22 protein-coding genes are annotated in these 21,325 nt (G+C 68.1%); 17 read left to right on the top strand and 5 right to left on the bottom strand.

Going from position 1 to position 21,325, the window contains the following annotated elements:
- Nucleotides 1–5: 5 nt before the first annotated feature.
- Genes cobM through cobA form a run of 11 tightly spaced genes read left to right on the top strand, consistent with a single transcriptional unit; the run spans nucleotide 6 to nucleotide 9,758 of the window.
- Nucleotides 6–788 (top strand): precorrin-4 C(11)-methyltransferase, encoded by a 783-nt coding sequence (gene cobM / locus K226_RS0106780; protein WP_008906454.1) that lies wholly within the window; start codon nucleotides 6–8, stop codon nucleotides 786–788.
- On the top strand, nucleotides 785–1,675 hold the full coding sequence (locus K226_RS0106775; protein WP_008906453.1) for a sirohydrochlorin chelatase: 891 nt from the start codon (nucleotides 785–787) through the stop codon (nucleotides 1,673–1,675). The genes cobM and K226_RS0106775 overlap by 4 nt, the downstream gene beginning before the upstream one ends.
- Nucleotides 1,672–2,352, top strand: coding sequence for a precorrin-8X methylmutase (locus K226_RS0106770; RefSeq protein ID WP_024814083.1), 681 nt, complete (start codon nucleotides 1,672–1,674; stop codon nucleotides 2,350–2,352). The genes K226_RS0106775 and K226_RS0106770 overlap by 4 nt, the downstream gene beginning before the upstream one ends.
- Complete coding sequence (locus K226_RS0106765; RefSeq protein WP_008906451.1) at nucleotides 2,353–3,552, top strand: cobalt-precorrin-5B (C(1))-methyltransferase; 1,200 nt, start codon at nucleotides 2,353–2,355, stop codon at nucleotides 3,550–3,552.
- Nucleotides 3,549–4,904: a bifunctional cobalt-precorrin-7 (C(5))-methyltransferase/cobalt-precorrin-6B (C(15))-methyltransferase gene (locus K226_RS0106760; protein WP_008906450.1), complete on the top strand. Its 1,356-nt coding sequence runs from the start codon at nucleotides 3,549–3,551 to the stop codon at nucleotides 4,902–4,904. The genes K226_RS0106765 and K226_RS0106760 overlap by 4 nt, the downstream gene beginning before the upstream one ends.
- Nucleotides 4,897–5,715 carry a precorrin-2 C(20)-methyltransferase gene (gene cobI, locus K226_RS0106755; RefSeq protein WP_008906449.1) on the top strand — a complete coding sequence of 273 codons (819 nt, stop codon included), beginning with the start codon at nucleotides 4,897–4,899 and terminating at the stop codon, nucleotides 5,713–5,715. Before K226_RS0106760 ends, cobI begins: the two co-directional genes overlap by 8 nt.
- A complete protein-coding gene (locus K226_RS0106750; protein ID WP_008906448.1) occupies nucleotides 5,712–6,491 on the top strand; it encodes a cobalamin biosynthesis central domain-containing protein in 780 nt (259 codons plus the stop codon). Before cobI ends, K226_RS0106750 begins: the two co-directional genes overlap by 4 nt.
- Nucleotides 6,488–7,612, top strand: coding sequence for a 5,6-dimethylbenzimidazole synthase (gene bluB, locus K226_RS18745; RefSeq protein WP_024814081.1), 1,125 nt, complete (start codon nucleotides 6,488–6,490; stop codon nucleotides 7,610–7,612). The genes K226_RS0106750 and bluB overlap by 4 nt, the downstream gene beginning before the upstream one ends.
- A gap of 43 nt (nucleotides 7,613–7,655) precedes the next feature.
- A complete protein-coding gene (gene cobJ / locus K226_RS18740; protein ID WP_008906446.1) occupies nucleotides 7,656–8,675 on the top strand; it encodes a precorrin-3B C(17)-methyltransferase in 1,020 nt (339 codons plus the stop codon).
- The gene (locus tag K226_RS0106735) at nucleotides 8,672–9,022 is read left to right on the top strand and encodes a ferredoxin (protein WP_024814080.1); all 351 of its coding nucleotides are present in this window, start codon (nucleotides 8,672–8,674) and stop codon (nucleotides 9,020–9,022) included. The genes cobJ and K226_RS0106735 overlap by 4 nt, the downstream gene beginning before the upstream one ends.
- Complete coding sequence (gene cobA, locus K226_RS0106730) at nucleotides 9,012–9,758, top strand: uroporphyrinogen-III C-methyltransferase (protein WP_008906444.1); 747 nt, start codon at nucleotides 9,012–9,014, stop codon at nucleotides 9,756–9,758. The genes K226_RS0106735 and cobA overlap by 11 nt, the downstream gene beginning before the upstream one ends.
- Nucleotides 9,759–10,400: 642 nt before the next feature.
- Here cobA and glmS read toward each other — a convergent pair.
- Complete coding sequence (glmS, locus tag K226_RS0106725) at nucleotides 10,401–12,314, bottom strand: glutamine--fructose-6-phosphate transaminase (isomerizing) (protein WP_024814079.1); 1,914 nt, start codon at nucleotides 12,312–12,314, stop codon at nucleotides 10,401–10,403.
- Between the two features lie 132 nt (nucleotides 12,315–12,446).
- Here glmS and K226_RS0106720 point away from each other — a divergent pair, with 132 nt between their 5' ends.
- The 4 genes from K226_RS0106720 (at nucleotide 12,447) to K226_RS0106705 (ending at nucleotide 15,630) form a co-directional block, all read left to right on the top strand.
- Entirely contained in the window at nucleotides 12,447–12,935 is a 489-nt protein-coding gene (locus K226_RS0106720) for an Lrp/AsnC family transcriptional regulator (protein WP_024814078.1), read from the top strand.
- A gap of 144 nt (nucleotides 12,936–13,079) precedes the next feature.
- Complete coding sequence (locus K226_RS0106715; protein ID WP_024814077.1) at nucleotides 13,080–14,084, top strand: DnaJ C-terminal domain-containing protein; 1,005 nt, start codon at nucleotides 13,080–13,082, stop codon at nucleotides 14,082–14,084.
- 2 nt (nucleotides 14,085–14,086) lie between these two features.
- A complete protein-coding gene (locus K226_RS0106710) occupies nucleotides 14,087–14,431 on the top strand; it encodes a chaperone modulator CbpM (RefSeq protein WP_024814076.1) in 345 nt (114 codons plus the stop codon).
- Nucleotides 14,432–14,577: 146 nt separating this feature from the next.
- Nucleotides 14,578–15,630 (top strand): sensor domain-containing diguanylate cyclase, encoded by a 1,053-nt coding sequence (locus K226_RS0106705; RefSeq protein ID WP_024814075.1) that lies wholly within the window; start codon nucleotides 14,578–14,580, stop codon nucleotides 15,628–15,630.
- A 125-nt stretch (nucleotides 15,631–15,755) separates the two neighbouring features.
- Here K226_RS0106705 and K226_RS0106700 read toward each other — a convergent pair whose 3' ends face one another.
- The 3 genes from K226_RS0106700 to K226_RS0106690 form a co-directional block, all read right to left on the bottom strand.
- Nucleotides 15,756–16,550, bottom strand: coding sequence for an ATP-binding protein (locus K226_RS0106700; RefSeq protein ID WP_024814074.1), 795 nt, complete (start codon nucleotides 16,548–16,550; stop codon nucleotides 15,756–15,758).
- Nucleotides 16,547–17,977 carry a bifunctional UDP-N-acetylglucosamine diphosphorylase/glucosamine-1-phosphate N-acetyltransferase GlmU gene (glmU, locus tag K226_RS0106695; RefSeq protein WP_024814073.1) on the bottom strand — a complete coding sequence of 477 codons (1,431 nt, stop codon included), beginning with the start codon at nucleotides 17,975–17,977 and terminating at the stop codon, nucleotides 16,547–16,549. The genes K226_RS0106700 and glmU overlap by 4 nt, the downstream gene beginning before the upstream one ends.
- A 168-nt stretch (nucleotides 17,978–18,145) precedes the next feature.
- Entirely contained in the window at nucleotides 18,146–18,901 is a 756-nt protein-coding gene (locus tag K226_RS0106690; RefSeq protein ID WP_024814072.1) for a Crp/Fnr family transcriptional regulator, read from the bottom strand.
- A gap of 139 nt (nucleotides 18,902–19,040) precedes the next feature.
- Between K226_RS0106690 and K226_RS0106685 the strand changes: the two genes are divergently transcribed.
- Nucleotides 19,041–19,439, top strand: coding sequence for a BLUF domain-containing protein (locus tag K226_RS0106685; RefSeq protein WP_024814071.1), 399 nt, complete (start codon nucleotides 19,041–19,043; stop codon nucleotides 19,437–19,439).
- On the opposite strand, the gene K226_RS19295 is transcribed toward K226_RS0106685, so the two are convergent.
- Nucleotides 19,436–20,002, bottom strand: coding sequence for a DUF2917 domain-containing protein (locus K226_RS19295; RefSeq protein ID WP_024814070.1), 567 nt, complete (start codon nucleotides 20,000–20,002; stop codon nucleotides 19,436–19,438). The two genes, K226_RS0106685 and K226_RS19295, sit on opposite strands and share 4 nt — an antisense overlap.
- 121 nt (nucleotides 20,003–20,123) lie before the next feature.
- Between K226_RS19295 and K226_RS0106675 the strand changes: the two genes are divergently transcribed.
- Nucleotides 20,124–21,119 carry a LysR substrate-binding domain-containing protein gene (locus K226_RS0106675; RefSeq protein WP_024814069.1) on the top strand — a complete coding sequence of 332 codons (996 nt, stop codon included), beginning with the start codon at nucleotides 20,124–20,126 and terminating at the stop codon, nucleotides 21,117–21,119.
- Nucleotides 21,120–21,325 lie beyond the last annotated feature (206 nt).

Raw genomic sequence — 21,325 nt, 5'->3', positions numbered from 1 at the left:
ACACCATGGGCCTCGGAACGGTCTGGTTTGTGGGGGCGGGTCCGGGCGACCCGGACCTGGTCACGGTCAAGGGGCGCGACCTGATCGCGCGCGCCGGGGCCATCCTGTTCGCCGGTTCGCTGGTGAACGAGGCGGCCACCCGCTGGGCACCGCCGGGTTGCCTGATCGCGGACAGCAAGGACATGACGCTGGAGCAGATGTCGGCCTGGCTGATCGCAAACGCGGCGCGCTGCGACACCGTGGTGCGCCTGCAAACCGGCGACCCGGCCCTCTACGGCACGCTCATCGAACTGGTGCAGCCGCTGGACGCCGCGGGCGTGCCGGTGGCGGTGGTGCCGGGCGTGTCTTCGGCCATGGCCTCGGCGGCGGCGGCGGTCGAGAGTTTCACCTTGCCCGAGGTCACGCAGACCACCATCTTCACGCGGGTGGAAGGCCGCACGCCCATGCCCGACGGCGAGGACCTCGCCGCGCTGGCGGCGCACCGCACGACCTTGTGCATCTTTCTGTCCATCACGCTGCTGCACAAGGTGGAAGCCGGCCTGCGCGCCGCCGGCTGGTCCGACGACGCGCCGGTGCTCGTGGTGCACAAGGCCAGCTGGCCCGGCGAAGAGCGCATCGTGCGCGGCACGCTGGCCACCATCAAACAACAGTGCCGCGACGCTGGCATCGTCAGCCAGGCCATGGTGATCGCCAGCCCCACGCTGGGCGCGCGCCACTGGCCCGAGCTGACCCGGTCCCGGCTCTACGACCCGGGCTTCACACACCGCTTCAGGAAAGCCACGACATGAATCACACCACGATCCTGCTGGTGGGCCACGGCTCGCGCGAGGACACCGGCAACCAGGAAATCCGCGTCTTCGTCGACCAGTGGCGCGCGCGCCAGCCGGCCTGGCGCATCGAGGTCTGCTTCATCGAATTTGCCGCGCCCTCGCTGCACGATGGCCTGCTGGCCGCGGCGCGGTCGTCGCGCCGCGTGCTGGTGCTGCCACTGATCCTGAATGCCGCCGGTCACGCCAAGATGGAGATTCCCGAGGCCATCGAGCACGCCCGCGAGCACGCACCCGGCGTCGAGTTCCTCTACGGCCCGCACCTGAGCGCCTGCGACCCCATCCTCGCCATCCTCAAGCGCCGCCTGCGCCAGGCCATGGCCACGCTGGACATGCCCGACCCCACCACCACCGGCGTGGTGCTGCTGGGCCGGGGCTCGTCCGACCGTGGCGCCAACGGCGACATGGCCAAGATGGCGCGCTGGCTGCAGGAAGAAAGCGACCACGAGCTGGTGGACCTGGCCTTCACCGGCATCACCTTTCCGCGGCTGGAGCGCGTGGTGCAGCGGCAGGTGCTGATCGGCCTGCGCCAAGTGGTGGTGCTGCCCTACTACCTCTACACCGGCACGCTGATGCAGCGCATCCACCGCCAGGTGGACCACCTGCGGGCGCAGTACCCGCAGATCCGCTTTGCCTGCGGCACGCACTTCGGGTTCGAGAAAGAAATCTTCGAACTGGTGGAGCAGCGCGTGCACGACCTGCTGGCCGGTGTGCCCGACAGCAAGCTGCCCTGCGACGGCTGCAGCTACCGCGAGCTCGCACACGACATGGGCCATGGGCACTCCCACGAGCACACGCACGCCCCGGTGCACGTGCACAGCCATGCGCACGAGGGTGCTGCCGCATGAGCACGGTCAACACCGTCACCGAGCAGCTCACCGCCGCCGGCCAGGCCATCGAGCACGACAGCTTCGCCATCATCGACGCCGAGGCCGGGCGGCACGCCTACTCGGCCGAGCAGTGGCCGATCGTGCGCCGCATGATCCACGCCAACGCCGACTTCGAGTTCAACGGCCTGACCGACTTCCACCCCGGCGCGGTGCGTGCGGGCGTGGCCGCGATGCTGCGCGGAGGCACCCCCGTGGTGGCCGATGTGGAGATGATCTGTTCGGGCCTGTCGCGGCCGCGCCTGGCGCACTTCGGCATGTCCACGCACCAGTTCATCAGCGACGCCGACGTGATTGCGCAGGCGCAGGCGCAGAACACCACCCGCGCCGTGCAGGCCATGCGCAAGGCACACCGCCTGGGCCTGCTGCAGGGCGCCGTCGTCGGCATCGGCAACGCGCCCACCGCGCTGATCGAACTCGTGCGGCTGATCATGGAGGACGGCGTGCGCCCGGCCCTGGTGGTGGGCATGCCGGTGGGTTTCGTGTCGGCCGCAGAGTCGAAAGACCTGATGGCGCAGATCGCCGACGTGCCCTGGATCGTCATCCGCGGCCGCAAGGGCGGCTCCACCCTGGTGGTCGCCGCCCTGCACGCGCTGCTGGCGCTGGCCGAGGCACAGCAACGCGCCGAGGGCGCCTGAATGGAAAGCACCACCCCGCGCGGTACACGAACCGGCTTCACCACCGGCGCCTGCGCGGCCGCGGCCGCCCGGGCCGCGGCGCAGGGGCTGGAAACCGGGCAGGTGCCCGACGCCATGGAGAGCCTGCTGCCCAACGGCCAGCGGGTGCGTTTTGACGTGCACGACAGGCGCTGCGATGCGCACAGCGCCCACGCCATGGTGGTGAAGTTCGCGGGCGACGACCCGGACTGCACCGACGGCGCGCACCTCACGGTGGACCTGCGCCTGCTGCCCGGCAAGGCAGGTGAGATCGCGTTCGTGGCCGGCGACGGCGTGGGCACGGTGACGCTGCCTGGCCTCGGGCTGGCGGTGGGCGGTCCGGCCATCAATCCGGTGCCGCGCCAGAACATCGCCGACAACCTGCGCGAGGCCGCGCCGAGGCTACTCACACAGCACGGGCTGGAGGTCACCGTGAGCGTGCCCGGCGGCCAGGAGATGGCGAAGAAGACCACCAACGCGCGGCTGGGCATCCTGGGCGGCATCAGCATCCTGGGCACCACCGGCATCGTCAAACCCTATTCCACCGCCGCCTGGCGGGCCAGCGTGGTGCAGGGCATCCAGGTGGCGGCCACGCTGGACCACGGTGTGGTGGCGCTGACCACCGGCGGCCGCACCGAGACATTTGCCATGCAGACGCTGCGTGCGGAACGCCCTGGCCTGCCCGCCGCCTGCTTCGTGCAGATGGGCGACTTCCTGCGCTACGCGTTGGATGAGGTGGTGGCCCAGGGCCTGCCCGAGGTGGTGCTGGGCGTGATGGTGGGCAAGCTGACCAAGATCGCCCAGGGCGAGACCATCACCCACGCCAACCGCAACGTGGTGGACACCGACCTGGTCGCCGAGATCGCCCGGCAGATCGGCGCCACGGACGAAGACTGCGCCGCCATCGCCGCCGCCGAGACCGCGCGCTTCGGCGCCGAGCTGATGGTCGAACGCGGCCTGGGCCCGGCCTTTCACCAGGCGCTCGCACAGCGCGCCATCGACACACTCACCGCGCCCGAGCGCTACGGCCACGCGTTTGCGCTGCGCGTGCTGGTGTGCGACTTCAGCGGCAAGCTGGTGGCCGACGTGCGCTCGGCCCCCGTCGAGGCGCGCCCCCGCCCCGCCACCGCCGGCCGCACCGGCATCGGCCACACCCACCACTTCGACTTCGACACCGAATGAACGACCTGCCCTCCCACGATCCCAACCGCTGCCGCGTCATCGGCGTGCTCGACGACGGCGTGGCCAGCCTCGGCGCCACCGCGCTGGCCCACCTGCGCACGGCCGACGTGGTGATTGGCGGCGCGCGCACGCTGGCGCTGTTCCGCCACGCACTCAAGCCCGGCACCCTCACCCACGACCTGACAGGACAATTGAAGGCCGTGCCCGGCTGGGTGCGCGCCGCACGCGAGGCCCACCAGTCCTGCGTGGTGCTGGCCACCGGCGACCCGCTGTGCCACGGCATCGCACCCTACCTTGCCCAGCACCTGTGCCTGGACGCGCTGGAGATCCTGCCCAACCTCTCGACCCTGCAACTGGCCTGTGCCCGCGTGGGCCTGGCCTGGCAGGACGCACGCATCGTCTCCGTGCACGCCGCCGACGCAGGCGAGTGGCAGCGCGGTGCCCCACCCTCGCACGGCCTGTACGCGCTGGCCCAGGCCCTGCGCGCCGAGCAGCGCCTGCTGCTGCTGACCAGCCCGGCCAACTGCCCCGACCGCATCGCCCGCCTGCTGCTGGCCGAAGGTCTGGGCAGCGACTTCCACATGGCCGTGGCTGAAGACCTGCTGCAGCCCGACGAACAGGTGCATGCGCAGCTCAGTCCCACCGAGGCGGCCAGCATGCGCTTTGCCGAGCTGAACGTGGTGCTGCTGTGGCGCACCCGGCCGCGACCGCAACCGGTGCGCTTCGGCCTGGCCGACAGCGCCTTCGAGCAGCGCCAGCCCGAGAAAGGCCTGATCACCAAGCAGGAGGTGCGCGCCGTCAGCCTGGCGCGGCTGCAGCTGCACGCCGACAGCGTGGTCTGGGACATCGGCGCCGGCAGCGGTTCGGTGGGCCTGGAGGCCGCCCGCCTGTGCCCGCAGGGCCATGTGTTCGCCATCGAGAAGAACGAGGCCGACCACGCCATCGCCCGGCGCAACCATGCAGCTTTCGGCGTCAGCAACTACACGCTGCAGCACGGCAAGGCGCCCGAGGGCCTGGAGGACTGGCCCGACCCCGACGCAGTGTTCATCGGTGGCTCGGGCGGCGAGCTGGCCGGACTGATCGAGCAGGTGTTGCGGCGCCTGCGGCCCGGCGGCCGGCTGGTGATGAACTTCGTGACACTGGAGAACCTGGCCACCGCCACCCAGGCCCTGCAGCAGCTGAACGCCGACTGGGACGTGCTGCAGCTGCAGGCGGCGCGCAGCCGCCCCATCCTGCACATGCACCGCATGGCGGCCGAGAACCCGGTGTGGCTGGTGTGCGCCGGCGTGGGCCCCATGGGCCACGGCGAACACGGGCCGGTGGTGGCGGCCGAGGAGACGGCGCATGGCTGACGTCACGCCTTCAACCACCCCGCGCATGGGCACCCTGCACGGCATCTCGCTGGGCCCGGGCGACCCCGGCCTGATCACCCGCGCGGCCTGGGCCGCGCTGGAGTGCCGCGACGCCATCTGGGTCTACCCGGTGCGCAGTGGCAAGACGCCCAGCTATGCGCTGGACATCGTGATGCGCGCCGGGCTGCCGTTGCCCGAAACGCACACGCCGCTGCTGTTTCCCATGACCCACGACGGCGAGAAGCTGGCGCGCGCCTGGCTGAAGGCCGCGCAGACCGTGCTGCCCTGGCTGCAGGCCGGGCGCGAGGTGCTGTTCCTGGTCGAGGGCGATGCCTCCACCTACGCCACCTTCGGCCACCTCGCGCGCACCCTGCGCGGGCTGGACGAGCGGGTGCCGGTGCGCACCATCGCAGGAGTCAATTCGTTCACCGCGGCCTGTGCGGATGTGGGCGAACCGTTCGCCGAGCAGGACGACACAGTGGCCATCGTGCCGGCGGCCTACGGCGTGGGCGCGGTCGACCGGCTGCTGCCCGACTTCGACACCCTGGTGCTGATGAAGATCAAGCCGCTGATCGAGGACCTGCTGGACTGGCTGGAGGCGCGCGACCTGCTGGCCGGCGCGCATTTCGTGGAGCGTGTGGGCGCGCTGGACGAGCGCCGGCTGTCCGGCCCCGAACTGCTCACGCTGCGCGGCAGCAAGGTCAGCTACCTCTCGCTGCTGATCGTGAAGAACCCTCATCGCGTGCGCGGCGAGCGCATCAAGGGCTGCCTGAAAAAGAGCGGCCCACCGCCACTGGAGACCACCCCATGAACCCGGACATCACCGCCCCTCCCCGCGTCTGCCTGGTCGCCATCACGAAACACGGCTCTGCCCAGGCGGCCACGCTGGCGCGGCAGCTGCCTCAGGCGTCGCTCTGTGTCGCGGCCAAGTTTGCAGAAGCCACAAGGGGCCTGTCCAACCCGGTGCAGGCGTACGAAGGCGCGTTCAAGGACCAGATCGGGTCGCTCTTCCAGGCCTTCGACCAGATCGTGTTCTTCGTCTCACTGGGTGCGGTGGTGCGGCTGATCGCACCCCACCTGAAGAGCAAGGACGAGGACCCCGGCGTGCTGGTGGTGGATGACGCCGGCCAGTTCGTCATTCCCGTGCTCTCGGGCCACGTGGGCGGCGCCAACGCCATGGCCGAGACCGTGGCCGCGCTGCTGGGCGCCACGGCGGTGCTCACCACCGCGTCGGACGTGGGCAAGACCATCCCGGTCGACATCCTGGGCCGTGAGCTGGGCTGGCAGGTTGAGGCGCCCAAACTCAACATCACCCGCGTCTCGGCCGCGGTGGTCAACGAGGAACCGGTGGCCGTGGTGCAGGAGGCCGGCAGCCCGCACTGGTGGACCCGCCCCACCCCGCTGCCGCCGAACATCCACCGCCACACGCGCCTGGAGGATGTGGATCTGGCCCGCTACCGCGCGGTGCTGTGGATCACCCACCGCCCGGTGGACGACACGCTCTGGCAGACGCTGCACGAGCGGCTGGTGGTGTACCGCCCGCCGCTGCCGGCCGGCAACGACGCCACCACCGAGGCCGCGGCATGAAGGTGGCCCTGGGCATCGGCTGCGACCGCGGCACGCCCCTGGCTACGCTGGCGCGAGCGGTCGACGAAGCCCTGGCCGTGGCCGGCCTTCAGCGCGGACAGGTGACCGGCGTGGGCAGCATCACGCTCAAGGCCGACGAACCCGCGCTGCTGGCGCTGGCCGCGCAGGCCGGCTGGCCGCTGCACTTCTACCCCGCCACCCAGCTGGCCGAGGTGGTGGTGCCCCACCCGTCCGAAACCGTGCGCCGCCACACCGGCACCCCTTCGGTCTCCGAAGCCGCGGCGCTGCTGGCCGCGGGCACCACCGAGGCCTCCGCCCTGTGCGTCGAGAAGCACCGGCTGCGCGGCGGCGACGGGCGCAACGCCACGGTGTCGGTGGCGCGGGTGATGCCGCGCACAGCCATCCCGCCCTGTGTCGCCAACCCCGATCCGGCGCGCCGTTTCACAGCCAGCGAACGCGAAGCCGTGCAGGCGCTGATGCAGGTGCGGCGCGACATGCGCCACTTCACTGCCGGTGCGCAGGTCGCCGAAGACGTGCGGGCCCGCCTGCAATCGGCGCTGCTCGCCGCGCCGTCCGTGGGCCTGATGCAGCCGCTGCGGGTGTTGCGCATCACCGACCCTGTATTGCGCGACCGGCTGGCCGCTGCCGTGGACCAGGAGCGCATGCGCACCGCGCAGGCCCTGGGCCCCCGTGCGGCTGAGTTCCTGGCACTGAGGGTGGAAGGGGTGCGCGAGTGCGCCGAACTGTGGGCGCTGGTGCTGGCGCCAGACGACGGCACGCTGTTCGGTCGCCGCACGCTGGCGAGCGAAATGGCGTGGTGCTCGGCGGGCGCCGCCGTGCAAAACCTCTGGCTGGCCGCGCGCGCCGAACACCTGGGTCTCGGATGGGTGTCGCTGTTCGAACCCGGCGACCTGCACACGCTGCTGGCGCTGCCCGCGGGCGCCGTGCCGCTGGGCCTGTTGTGCATCGGTCCGGTGGATCGCTTCTACGAAACACCCCTGCTCATCCAGCAACAGTGGCGCCAGGCGCGTCCGGTGCCGGCCCTGTTCACCGAGAACAACTGGGCCCCGTCCTGGAACACCGACACCAGCGCCACCACCGAACAACCGCTGCACAGCTGACCGCGGCCTTGCCATTGAACCCCCGCCCGTCCCAAGGAACGACATGACCACAGACACCCCCGTCACTGCCCCGCGCAACGCGGGCACCACCGGCCGCATCAGCCTGGTGGGCATCGGCCCCGGCCATACCGACCACATGACCGCCCGCGCGCGCGCCGCCATCGCCGAGGCCGACGTGGTGGTTGGCTACGTCACCTACATCAAGCTGGTGGCCGACCTGCTGGACGGCAAGGAAGTCGTGCGCAAGGGCATGACCGAAGAGCTGGACCGCGCCGTGCACGCGCTGGCCGCGGCCCGCGCCGGCAAGAAGGTGGCGCTGATCTCGTCGGGCGACGCCGGCGTCTACGGCATGGCCGGCCCGACCTACGAGGTGCTGTTCCAGGCCGGCTGGACGCCGGAGGACCATGTGGCGGTGGAGATCGTGCCCGGCGCGTCGGCCATCAACGCCTGCGCGGCCCTGGTCGGCGCGCCGCTGACGCACGACTTCTGCTCCATCTCGCTGTCCGACCTGCTGACGCCCTGGCCGGTGATCGCCCGGCGCCTGGACGCCGCCGCCGCGGCCGACTTCGTGGTGGCGCTTTACAACCCAAAGAGCGGGCGCCGCACGCGCCAGATCGTCGAGGCGCAGCGCCTGTTCCTGCGCCACCGCCGGGCGGACACGCCGGTGGCGATCGTCAAGAGCGCTTACCGGCGCCGCCAGCACATCGTGCACACCACCCTGGACCAGATGGCCGAACAGGAGATCGGCATGCTCAGCACCGTGCTGATCGGCAACAGCAGCACCTTCCTGCGCGAGGGGCTGATGGTCACCCCGCGCGGTTACGCCAACAAATACGACGTGGACCAGGGCTTCGAGACCCGCGAAGGCGAGAAGGCCGGCCGCTCGCTCTCCAGTGGCCTGCTGGGCTGGATCGAGGGGCTGCGGGCCGAGCACGCAGCCGGCGCGGGACTGGTCGAACTCGCCAGCCGACACCGCCTGCCCGCCGACTACATCGCACAGGTGCTGGCGGCGCCCGATGCACACGCACCGGCCGAGGCCGGCACAGAGGAGACCGAGGCATGAGCAGCACAGAAAAACCCCGCATCGGCGACTACTGCCGGCACCTGCTGGTCTGCACCGGCACGCGCTGCACGCAGGACGGCGCGGCGCAGGTGCTGTTCGACAGCCTGGGCGAGAAGTTCAAGGCCGCCGGGCTGAACGAAGGCGCGCTTCGCGTCAAGCGCAGCCGCGTGAGCTGTTTTGCTGCCTGCAAGGGCGGCCCCATCCTGTGCGTGCAGCCCGACGGCACCTGGTACCACGGCGTGACCCCCGACAACATGGACCGCATCATCGGGCAGCACCTGGTGGGCGGACAGGTAGTCGCCGATCTGGTGTTCCACCAGGGACCGGGGGTCATCGATGGTGAGTGAGACGCCGGCTGCGGGCTCGGTCTGCATCGTTGGCGCCGGGCCGGGACCGGCCGACCTGATGACGCTGCGCGCGCTGAACCGGCTGAAACAGGCCCAAGTGGTGGTGCACGATCGGCTGATCGCCGAGGATGTGCTGGCGCTGATCCCGGCCGCCGCCCGGCGTGTGTACGTGGGCAAGGCGCTGGGACACCACGCGGTCCCGCAGGAAGAGATTCATGACCTGCTGGTGGGGCATGCGCGCCAGGGCCTGCGCGTCGTTCGCCTCAAAGGTGGTGACCCCTATGTGTTCGGACGTGGTGGCGAGGAAGTGCTGGCGCTGCAGGCGGCCGGCATTGCATTCGAGGTGGTGCCCGGTGTGACAGCCGCCAGCGGCTGCTCCGCCGCGGCTGGCATTCCGCTGACTCACCGCCACCTTGCAGCCAGCTGCGTGTTTCTGCCCGGCCATCTGGCGGACGACCAGGCCAGTCACGACTGGCAAGCCCTGGCGGGTGCGGGGCAGACCCGGGTGTTCTACATGGGCGTTCAGCGTCTGGCGCAGATTGCCCAGGCCTTGATCGCCCACGGGCTGCCGCCCGACACACCCGCGGCCATCGTCCAGGACGGTGCCCGACCCACACAGTCCGTTCTGGCCCACCCATTGCGCCGCTTGGTCGAGATCGCTCCCCCCTACGGTCCTCGACCGGGCTTGCTGATCATTGGCGAAACGGTGCGACTGAGCCCGTCATTTGAAGAATGATGCGAGTGTCTGAGTCGACGGCAAGGGCGCTGACTCTCCTTGGAGCTGATCGCTGCTGCCTGGCGCAGCAGACAATTTGGGGATTCGGACACATTTCCGGCAGCCAACGCTAGTGTTGCACTGCTTCTCGAAGTTAGCGGTGTCCCGTGCGTCCCCTACTCAGTGCTTGTCCTGCAGGAGGACCCGGCGTTCGATCCGCAATCGGTTCAGCGTCAGCTGTGTGTGTATCAGCGATCATTGAGTCGTACACCGAAGGTGACGGCAGTCAGCCTGAACCGGGTACCGATGGGCGTTCTATGACCGGCAGCTCATGGCCGACCTCTGCCGGTCAGAGCTAGCGGAGCGGCCAGCCTTAGCCGGCACAGGTAGTCAGTTCAACCGGAATACGCAGTGTGCTCATATATGAGCAGCGGGAGCCGCAAAAACGCTGAGCCGTCCGATCTACATAGTCAACCGTGTACTTCGGCGCATGGTGCTTCTGAATTTCCCGAACGGCACTCGCACAGGGCTGGAGAGCTTCTACACAGCACACGCATTGCGCTGTACGACTTTATTCCAACGCTCAGCCAAATTTTTACGACTTTTTTGTGAGTTGTACGAGTTTATTCTCACCAAACAAACAACGCCCCAGGCGCGCGCCGGTCATTCGACTGTCACGCTCTTGGCCAGGTTGCGCGGCTTGTCCACATCGGTGCCACGAGCGCAGGCTGTGTGATAAGCCAGCAGCTGCAGCGGCACCACGTGCAGCAGTGGGCTGAGCTGACCATAGTTTTCAGGCATGCGGATGACGTGAATGCCTTCGCTGCTTTCGATGCGGGTGTCGGCGTCGGCCAGCACATACAGCACGCCGCCGCGCGCGCGCACTTCCTGCATGTTGCTCTTGAGTTTTTCAAGCAAGGCGTCGTTGGGCGCTACGGTCACCACGGGCATGCTGCTGGTCACCAGGGCCAGGGGGCCGTGTTTGAGCTCACCAGCGGGGTAGGCTTCAGCGTGGATGTAGCTGATTTCCTTGAGCTTGAGCGCGCCTTCGAGCGCAATGGGGTAGTGCAAGCCCCGGCCCAGAAACAGTGCGTTTTCCATGCGGGCAAAGTCTTGTGCCCAGCTGATGACCTGCGGCTCCAGCGCCAGCACGGCTTGCAGCGCCACAGGCAGGTGGCGCATGGCTTTGATGTGAGCGGCTTCCTGCTCTGCCGTGAGACGCCCCCGCGACTGTGCCAGCGCCAGCGTCAGCAAAAACAGGCCGGCGAGCTGGGTGGTGAAGGCCTTGGTGCTGGCCACGCCGATCTCGACGCCCGCGCGCGTGACATAGGCCAGCTTGCATTCGCGCACCATGGCACTGGTGGCCACATTGCAGATGGTCAAGGTGTGCTGCATGCCCAAAGACTGGGCATGGCGCAACGCAGCCAGGGTGTCGGCGGTCTCGCCCGATTGGCTGATGGTGACCACCAAGCTGCGCGGGTTGGGCACGCTGGTGCGGTAGCGGTATTCGCTGGCCACTTCCACCTGGGTGGGGATGCCGGCGATTTCCTCGAGCCAGTATTTGGCCGCGCAGCCGCTGTAATAGCTGGTGCCGCAGGCCAGGATGAGCACGCTGTCGATCTCTTTGAAAACGCGCCATGCCGCTGCGCCGGGCTCGCCGTGCAGGCCGGCACCGTCAAACAGTTCGGGCACGATGCCTTCGACGCCTGCGAGCGTGTCGGCAATGGCGCGTGGCTGCTCGAAGATTTCTTTTTGCATGTAGTGGCGATAGGGGCCCAGCTCTGCCGCACCGCTGTGGGCCTGCACGGTGCGCACGGGACGTTGCGCAGGGGTGAGGCTTTCGCGCCCCTTGCCAACAATCCAGTAACGGCCTCTTTGCAGGTCTACCAGGTCGCCTTCTTCGAGGTAAACAACCTGGTCAGTGACGCCCGCCAAGGCCATGGCGTCGCTGGCCAGAAAGTGCTCGGAGCCATCCTTTCCCACGCCCAGTATCAGTGGCGAACCCGCCCGCGCACCCACCACGCGTTGGGGTTCGTCCTTGTGCATCACGGCGATGGCGTAGGCGCCACGCAGTTCGGCCACAGTGGCACGCACCGCGTCGAAAAGATCGCCGTTGTAGTGACTGTCCACCAGGTGCGCAATGACTTCGGTGTCGGTCTGGCTGGCAAACACATAGCCGCGCGCCTGCAGCGCGGCGCGCAGCTCTTCGTGGTTTTCGATGATGCCGTTGTGCACCACCGCCACGCGCCCGGGCGTGCTGGCAGATGCATCTGCGCCGGTGCCATGGCTGAAATGGGGGTGCGCGTTGGACACGGTCGGCGCGCCGTGCGTGGCCCAGCGGGTGTGCGCGATGCCGGTGGCGCCTTCAAGGTGGTCGGTCTGCACCTGCTCCAGCAGCTCGGCCACGCGGGCCGTGCTGCGCGCGCGCCGCAGCCCCGCAGACGACGATGCATTCAGGCTGGCCGCATGCACCGCCACGCCACAAGAGTCATAGCCGCGGTACTCCAGCCGCTGCAGGCCCTGGACAAGAATGGGAACGATGTTGCGCGATGAAACTGCGCCGACGATGCCGCACATAGGAAAGCTCCTGTGAATATGCTGCGATGGTAGGGCGTGCGATATTTAATTTTCAATCAAGATTTGAAGCCACTTGATTGAATATTTCACCAATCTTTTGAAACGACTGAAAATTTCATAAACTCCCGATATATGGAATTATCAACAATCGATGCCATCGACCTGCAGCTGCTCGACCTGCTGCAGCGCGATGCCGCGCAAAGCAACCAGGCGCTGGCGCAGCAGGTGCATGTGTCTGCGCCCACCTGCCTGCGGCGCATCAAGCGCCTGCACACCGAAGGCCTGATCGAGCGCCAGGTGGCCCTGCTGCAGCCCGACCGGCTGGCCGCGCTGCAAGGCCACGGGCTGTCGGCCATTGTGGAAGTGACGCTGGACCGCCAGGGCACCGAATGGCTGGACGGCTTTGAGGCCCGTGCCGTGGCCGAAGACTGCGTGCAGCAGTGCTGGCGCGTGTCGCCGGGGCCGGATTTCATGCTGGTGGTGCACACCCGCGACATGCCAGGCTATCTGGCACTGTCGCAGCGCCTGTTCACCGACGACGCCAATGTGCGCAACGTGAAAGCCTTTTTTGCCACCCGTCGCGCAAAATTTGAAACAAAAGTGCCACTAGCCCTTTCGTAGCAAGCGGCAATAGCTATGTTTTTCATAGCGTTTTAATCCATCCATCTGCACTCCGTACGGGGCGGGTTGCCGTGGTGGCAGGCTGCGGCATACAGTCAGCCCCAACAGCTGCCCCGCGCAGCCCCACCGCGAAGGAAACGCCGCATGGAATTCAAGGACTACTACCAGGTGCTGGGTGTCAGCAAAACGGCCACCGCCGATGACATCAAGAAGGCCTACCGCAAGCTGGCGCGCAAATACCACCCCGACGTGAGCAAGGAAGCCGATGCCATGGCGCGCATGGCCGAGATCAACGAGGCCAACGCCGTGCTCTCCGACCCCGAAAAGCGCGAGGCTTACGACGCCCTGGGCCGCCAGGCACCACACCGCCCGGGGCAGGACTTTCGCCCCCCGCCCAACTGGGACGCGGGCTTCGAGTTCTCCGACGGGGCCGGCGCAGCCGGTGGAACCGACGGCGAATTCAGCGACTTTTTTGAGCAGCTGTTTGGCCGCCAGGCGCGCGCGCAGCGTGCGCACCGTGCTACGGGCCAGCACCGCCAGGCGCCACCGGATGCCCAATGGGGTGGTGCACCACCGCCCACGCGCGGCAACGACCAGCACGCCAAGATCGAGCTTGATCTGCTGGACGCCTACCAGGGCGCCGAGCGCACCCTGGCGCTGCGCGGCGCCCGGCTGGACGAGGCGGGGCATATGGTTCATGAACAACGCAGCCTGCAGGTCAAGATCCCCAAGGGCGTGCGCGAAGGCCAGCTCATCCGCCTGTCGGGCCAGGGCAGCCCGGGCACGGGCGGCGCCCCCGCGGGCGACTTGTTTCTGGAGGTGCAATTCAAGCCCGACCCGCGCTGGCGCGCCGTCGACCGCGATGTGTACCAGCCTGTGGCCGTGGCACCCTGGGAAGCCGAGCTGGGCGCCGTCGTCGAGGTGCAGACCCCGGCAGGCGCCTTGGAGGTGACCGTGCCTGCGCACTGGAAAACCGCACGCAAGCTGCGCCTGAAGGGCCGGGGCATTCCGGCCGCCACGCCCGGGGATCTGTATCTGGAACTGACGGTTGCCCTGCCCCCGGCCCACACCGATGCCGAACGCGCTGCCTACACCGCGCTGGCCCATGCCTTCCCCCGCTTCAACCCCCGCGCCACCCCGGGAGCCTGACCATGACATCTGCCCACAACACCCCCACCGTGCAGCCGGGCGAGCTGCTGGACGACTCGGCCCTGCTCTCCCTGGAAGACCTGGCCCGCACCTGCCACATGGCGCCGGGCTGGGTGAGCGAACGGCTGGAGGCCGGCCTGCTGCAGGCCGACAGCCCGGACGGCCACTGGCGCTTTGTCAGCGCCACCGTGGTGCGCGCACGCCGGCTGGCCCAGCTGGAAACCACCTTCGACGCCGATCCCCATCTTGCAGCCCTCACGGCCGACCTGATGGAGGAAGTGGCACATCTGCGCCAACGCCTGCAGCACCTGGAGGCCGCCACGGGCCCTGGACCACAACCCAGGTGACCTGCGTGGTGACCCGTGTCGTGACATCACCGTGCCATTTTTCGCTGGCGCTGGCGGGAGGCAACCTGTAGGATTTCGTAACAACTCCCTGTCTGCCGGGCTCCCGGCACACCATGCCCCAGTGGCGCCCGACTCACCCATTGACGATGCCCAATCCCAAGCGCCAACTCCCCCGCCGCGTCTATCCCTTGCGCGCGCTGGGCATGGGGCTTGCGGGCCTGGTGGTGGGCGTGGTGCTGTGGGAGCGCAATGCTGGCCTGGCGGCATGGCTGTGCATGGCTGCGATCTCTTTCGTGTGGCCCCATGTGGCCCACCTGCTGAGCCGCCGCAGCGCTGACCCCTACCGCGCCGAAATACGCAACCTGCTGGTGGATTCGGCGCTGGCAGTGGTCCTGGTGACCCTGATGCACTTCAACTTGCTGCCCAGCGTATTGCTGGTCACGCTGACCATGGTGGACAAGATCACCACCGGCATCCGGGGCCTGTGGGCCCGCTCGCTGCCGGGCATGGCGGGGGCTGCAGTGGCCGGTGCGGCGTTCAACGGCTTTCAGTGGGCGCCAGAAACATCCATGCCGGTGATTCTGGCGTGCCTGCCCGTGATGGTGCTGCACACCCTGTCGGTCAGCTTGGTGAGCTACCGCCTGATCCGCAGGGTGTCACGCCAAAACCAGCTGCTCGACGAATTGCGGCGCATCGACGCCCTCACGGGCCTGTATGACCGCGGCCACTGGCAGGAGCAGGCCGAAGCCACGCTGCGCCGCCACCACGCCACCGATGAACCGGCCTGCCTGGTGATGCTGGACATCGACCATTTCAAGCAGATCAACGACCAGCATGGCCACACCGTGGGCGACGAGGTGCTGCGCGCGCTGGCGCGCATCGTGCTCAGCAATGTGCGCGCCACCGACTGCGCTGGCCGCTACGGCGGCGATGAGTTCGCCATCGTGCTGCGCGGCATGCACCTGGACGGCGCCACGGCGGTGGCCCATCGCATCCGCGAACAGGTGCAAGCCCTGCAGTTGCACGACATGCCCGACCTGCAGTTCACCACCAGCATGGGCGTGGCAACGGCCGACCACCGCCACAGCAGCCTGCGCGCATGGACCAACGCCGCCGATGCCGAGCTTTACCAGGCCAAGGCTGCGGGGCGCAACCGTGTATCGGCCAGTTCCATGCCAGACATGGCGCCGGTGGTGTAGCCGCTTCGTCTTGCTGATTCGGCGCCAGCGCCCGGCGCAGGGTGGGGCCGCCAATGCGGGTCAATGCCCACCAGGTGCCTGCCTGCGCAGGGCGGCGGGCAAAAGCGGCGAAAAAGCTGCAGCCATCAGGCGGCGTCGCTTGGCCACTCCACCCGCACCGTGCAGCCAGCGCCCGGCACGGCGGTGGCCGTGATGGCGCCGCCATGGCGTTGCGCAATGGCGCGGCACAGCGCCAGCCCTGTGCCCACGCCTTCAAACTCGCTTTCGCGGTGCAGGCGCTGGAACACACCAAACAATGTGCCGGCGCGTGCGGGGTCAAACCCCACGCCGTTGTCCTGCACGGTAAAGGCCACATGGCCAGCCGGTGCGACAACAGCCTGCACGGCAATGCAGGGCTGCGCTGCCTGGCGCGTGAACTTGAGGGCGTTGCCCAACAGCTGCACCAGCAGCTCCTGCAGCAAGGCGGGGTCGGCCTGCAGCGTGGGCAGATCCAACGCAATGCGCCACTCTACCGCCCGCCCGGGCTCGACAGCGGCAAGTGAGGCACGCGCCTGAACGATGGCATCTGCCAGCAAGACGGGCTGCAAGCGCAGCGGCGCCCGGCCCGCGCGCACCAGAGCCAGCAGGCCGTCGATCATGAGGCCCATGCGTTTGGCGGACTGGTCCATGGTGGCCAGAAAACCCAGCGCCTCCTGCACCTCGGGACCCTGCGCCACCTCGGGCGGCAAGTCGCCCAGCACCTCGCGCACCAGCGTGCCGTACGAGGTGACATGCCGCAGCGGCGCGCGCAGGTCGTGCGAAACGGCGCGCAAGAACTCTTCTTGCGCAGCGGCCATGTCGGCCACCTGCTGCTGGCTGCGGGCCAGCTCGGCGCGCAACTCCTGCAGCTGGTGATCGACGATGGCGTCGGGTTGCGTCATGGCTTGGGCATCTTGGCGGGGCGCTGCCAGTTTTCTTTGGTGATCTGCTTGCCCCGCGCCACGCCCAGCGCACCCGCAGGCACATCCTTGGTGATGGTGGAGCCGCCGCCCACGGTGGCCCCCGCGCCAATGGTCACAGGCGCCACCAGCACGCAGTTGCTGCCGATGTGCACGTCGGCCTCAATCACGGTGCGGTGCTTGTTGGCGCCGTCGTAGTTGGCAGTGATGCTGCCAGCACCGTAATTCACGCGCTCGCCCACGGTGGCGTCACCCAGGTAGGCGAGGTGGTTGGCCTTGGCGCCGTCGGCCAGGGTGCTGTTCTTCACTTCCACAAAGTTGCCGATGTGCACCTCGCGGCCCAGTTGCGCGCCGGGGCGCAGGCGGGCAAAGGGGCCAATCAATGCGCCCTCGCCCACCGTGGCACCGAGCTTCTCGCCGTCGATGTGGGTGTAGGGGTGGATAACGGCGCCCGCAGCGATGCGCGCGTTGGCAATGCAGCAGTTCGCGCCGATGCTCACGCCCTCGCCCAGCTCCACACGGCCGGTAAAGACGCAGTTCACATCCAGCTCCACGTCCTGCCCGCAGACCAATGCGCCGCGCACCCCGGTGCGGGCATCGTCGCGCAGGTCAAACCGTGCGGGGTCGGCCAGGCGCACGCCTTGCTCCATCAAGGCCCGCGCGGTGCGCAGCTGGTGCGCGCGTTCCAGTTCGGCCAGTTGCAGCGGGCTGTTCACGCCCGCCACCTGCAGCGCATCGGTGATGCGGTGGGCCGCCACGGGCACGCCGTCGGCGACGGCCATGGCGACAATGTCGGTAAGGTAGTACTCGCCCTGGGCGTTGTGGTTGGTCAGCCGTGCCAGCCAGCCACGCAGCAGGCGCGCGGGCACGGCCATGATGCCGCTGTAGACCTCGGTGATGGCACGCTGGGCGTCGGTGGCGTCTTTGTGCTCCACGATACCTTGCACCGCGCCTTCGGCATTGCGCACGATGCGGCCATAGCCCGTGGGGTCGGGCAGGGTCACTGTGAGCAGCGCCAGCTGCCCGCCGGCGCTGGCAGCCACCAGCGCGCGCAGCGTACCGGCCTGGGTCAGCGGCACATCGCCCGACAGCACCACCACTGTGCCGTCATCGCGCAGGTGGGGCACGGCCTGCTGCACGGCGTGGCCGGTGCCCAGCTGGGGCTCCTGGCGCACGAACTTCAAGTCAAATGTGCCTGTAGCGCTTGCTGCACCTACGGTAGCCGCTTCTACTTCTGTAGCGCCGTGGCCGGTGATGACGATGGCGCTGCGCGCCTGCAGGTGCGCGGCCTGGTCCAGAACATGGTGCAGCAGCGGGCGCCCGGCCAGGCGCTGCAGCACTTTGGGGATGCGGCTTTTCATGCGCGTGCCCTTGCCGGCCGCCATGATGAGAATGTCGAGTGAGGTCATGAAAAAGAAGTGTTGTGTGCACAGCAGGCACCCGCCGCGCGGGCATGGCACGAATTATCGTGCGGCACACTGCAATGCACCAAACGCTATAAATACAATAGCTACTAGCGCTTATCCATTAAGCGCTAGAGGCCATTTTGACCATATTTTTAGCAACGCAGGCGGTGCCTACAGCAACGGCATCAGCCGCGGCGGGGTGTCGTAATACTCGGCGATGCGCGCCAGGGCCCGCGTGTTCAGCAGGCGCAGCCGCCCGTTCTTGATCTCGTGCAGGCCCAGCCTCGACAAGCCGCGCAGCGTGCGGTTGGTGTGCACCAGCGACAACCCCAGTGCATCGGCGATGTGCTGCTGGTTGAGCGGAAACGCCACCGTGCCGTCCTCCACCAGCCCGATGCGGTCGAGCCGCCGGTACAGGTGCATGATCAGCATCGCCACGCGCTCGGTGGCGTTGCGGCGGCCGGCGGTCAGCAGGTTGTCGTCCACATGGCCTTCTTCGTGCGCCGACAGCCAGGTGATGTCGTAACCCAGGCGCGGATGTTCGCGAAACAGGGCCCACAGGCTGTCGCTCTGGAACACGCACAAAGAGCAATCGGTGAGTGCCTCGATGCCATGTGCGGACACATCGCCAAACTCTTGCTGCAGACCCACCAGGTCGCCGGGCAGCAAGAAATTGAGGATCTGGCGGCGCCCGTCGCTCATGGTCTTGTAGCGAAATGCCCAGCCCGAATACAGCGTGAACAGCTTGGCGTTGGTCTGGTTCTCACGCACCAGCGCGCCGCCCGCGGCCACCGCCAGGCTGTCGGTACGAAAGCCCTCAATGAAATTAAGCACCTCGGGCTTTACCGCCGTAAATGCGCCGGTCTTGCGCAAGCGGCATTCGCGGCATGTGGGAGGGCACGCGTGGGGCGGCAAGGTGGCAATCATGGTGCGGCGATTCTAGGTGGGGGAAGGCAATCCACCCGAGACTACGCGCCCCGCAGCGCAGCGGGCACGCAACGCCCGCCCCGACTGTGTCTTTTGACATTGCGCGGCTATCGCCCCACTCCTACATTCAGTCGCACTTATGACCCATTGCGCCGCCCTCTACGAAGTGCTCTACGTGAGCACCCTCGCCCCCCTTCACCCCCCGAGAGTGGTGGCCGAGATTGCCGCAAGGGCGCGCCATGTCAACGCCGAACTCGATGTCACGGGTCTGCTGATTTTTGACGGCCAGCGTTTTTGCCAACAGCTCGAAGGCCCGCAAAAGTCCGTGCTCAAACTCATCGAGCGCATCCGCAACGACCCGCGCCACATCAACGTGGAGGTGCTGCACCATGGCCCACTGGCGGGGCGGCGGTTTCAGCAGTTCACCCTGGCGTTCAGCACCGTGGAGGACGTGGACGCCCTGGCCCGCATGGAGCAACTGGACGGAGAAGCCGCACTGGCCGCGTTTGAGACCGTGCGCGGAGATGCCCTGCGCTAAGGCAATGCGGATTCAGACCGTGCCGAACAACTAACCCGCTGGCGCCAGGGCATTGCCTGGTAAAGCGCAAACCGGGCCAGGCCCGCGGCACACCGCCCACCAGCGTGCACGACCTTTGCAACGTCCGTGCCCAGGGCCCGCCCAAGCTGCCCCAAGGCTTGCCCCAGGTCGCGCAGCGGTTGCGCCACGCCATGCTCCCAGTCACGGGCTTCGGCGCTGGCGGCACGCAGTGTGGCGGGGGCGGTCACGCCCTCCCAACGCACTTCCACCGCTTCGGCACAGCCGGGCGGGCTCCAGGCTTCCATCACGACATGCTGGCCGGCAGCGATGGCCAGGCACTCGCCCGCCTGCAGCACATGGTCAGCCCCGGCCCCCGGCAGGTCGCCCCAACACCCACGCAGGGTGAGCCAGGCGCGCCCCCGGGCCACCCGCAGCACACCGGTGGTTTGCGGGCGCAGCGACAGCGCACGGCCTGGCGCCAGTTGCCAGCAACCGGCCGCGCTGCTGCCCACCCGGTTAGCCCGAGCGGATTGTTGCAATTCCAGACATGGAAGGGATGACATGGCGGCCTCCTTGGCACGAAAATAGGCTTTAAAGACAACGCATGGTGCGCCGACCACTGCCCACAGTCCAATGAAAACGCGGTACGCTATTCATTCCATCAACGCATGAATCATCGTTCCCATGGCCACTGCCCAATACGCCCCCGCCGTGCTGCGCACCCGCCCCGTGGCCACCGGCCACTGGCGCGCCTTTCTGGCCGTGGCACGGCACCTGAACTTCCGCGCCGCAGCCGATGAGCTGGCGCTCACGCAGTCGGCCGTGAGCCGCCAGATCCAGGCGCTGGAAGAAGAAGTGGGTGTGGCACTGTTCCTGCGCCATACGCGGGCCGTGGAGCTGACCAGCGCCGGTGCGCAGCTGCAGCGGGCCGTGGCACCGGCACTTGAGCGCATGGACGCCGCCGTGCGCCAGGTGCGCCAGACGGCGGGGCGCCGCAGCGTGGCCATCACCACCTGGGCCAGCTTTGCATCCATGTGGCTGATTCCGCGCATGGAAGAGTTCCAGCGCGACAACCCGGGCATCGACATCCGCATTGATGCCAGCGACGTGCCGGTGGACCTGGAAACCTCGGATGTGGACCTGGCCCTGCGCTACACCCTGCCAGGCCCGGGCACCCAGGGCGGGCTGCGCCTGTTTGGCGAGCAACTGGCGGTGGTGGCGAGCCCCTGGCTGCTCAAAAGTGGCAAGCCCCTGCGCACCCCGGCCGATGTAGCCCAGTTCACCCTGATCGAGGCGGGCGACGCGCACCGCAGCCAGCACCTGGAGTGGCTCAGCTGGCGCCGCTGGTTTGAAGCGTGCCACCTGACCCGGCTGCAGCCCGAGCGCTGGCTGTATTTCAACTACGCCCACCAGATCGTGCAGGCCGCCCTGGCCGGCCAGGGCCTGGCGCTGGCACGCATGCCGCTGATTGCCGACGCACTGGCCGCTGGAGACCTGGTGGAGGTGCTGCCCGGCCACCGCATCGACTCCCCGCTGGCCTATTGGCTGATGGTGGGGCCGCGCAGCGCACAACGGCCGGAAATCAAGGCGTTCTGTGCCTGGCTGCAGGTACAGGCCGAGGCCACCCGCCAGGCCATTGGCGATGTGCCCGATCCGGATCTGAATGACAACCTGGATTGAGCAATGCGACGCCAAAATGCTACACATTTAATAGCTGCTTGCGCTTATCCATAAAGGGCCGTCAGCCATTTTTAGCAGAATTGTGATGCCATTGAACTGCGCGCCAGCCAGCGCCTTCGAGAAGGGCGCGGCTCTGGCCAGTGCACCGGTGAAACTGGCTCCGACAGGCCTCCGGGTGCGCCCCCTCAGAGGGAAGCGGCGTAGCC

The organism is Acidovorax sp. JHL-3 (assembly GCF_000526295.1).
Lineage (GTDB): Bacteria > Pseudomonadota > Gammaproteobacteria > Burkholderiales > Burkholderiaceae_C > Acidovorax > Acidovorax defluvii.
The sequence above is the reverse complement of the archived record's forward strand: the minus strand, read 5'-3'. Positions and strand labels throughout refer to the sequence as shown.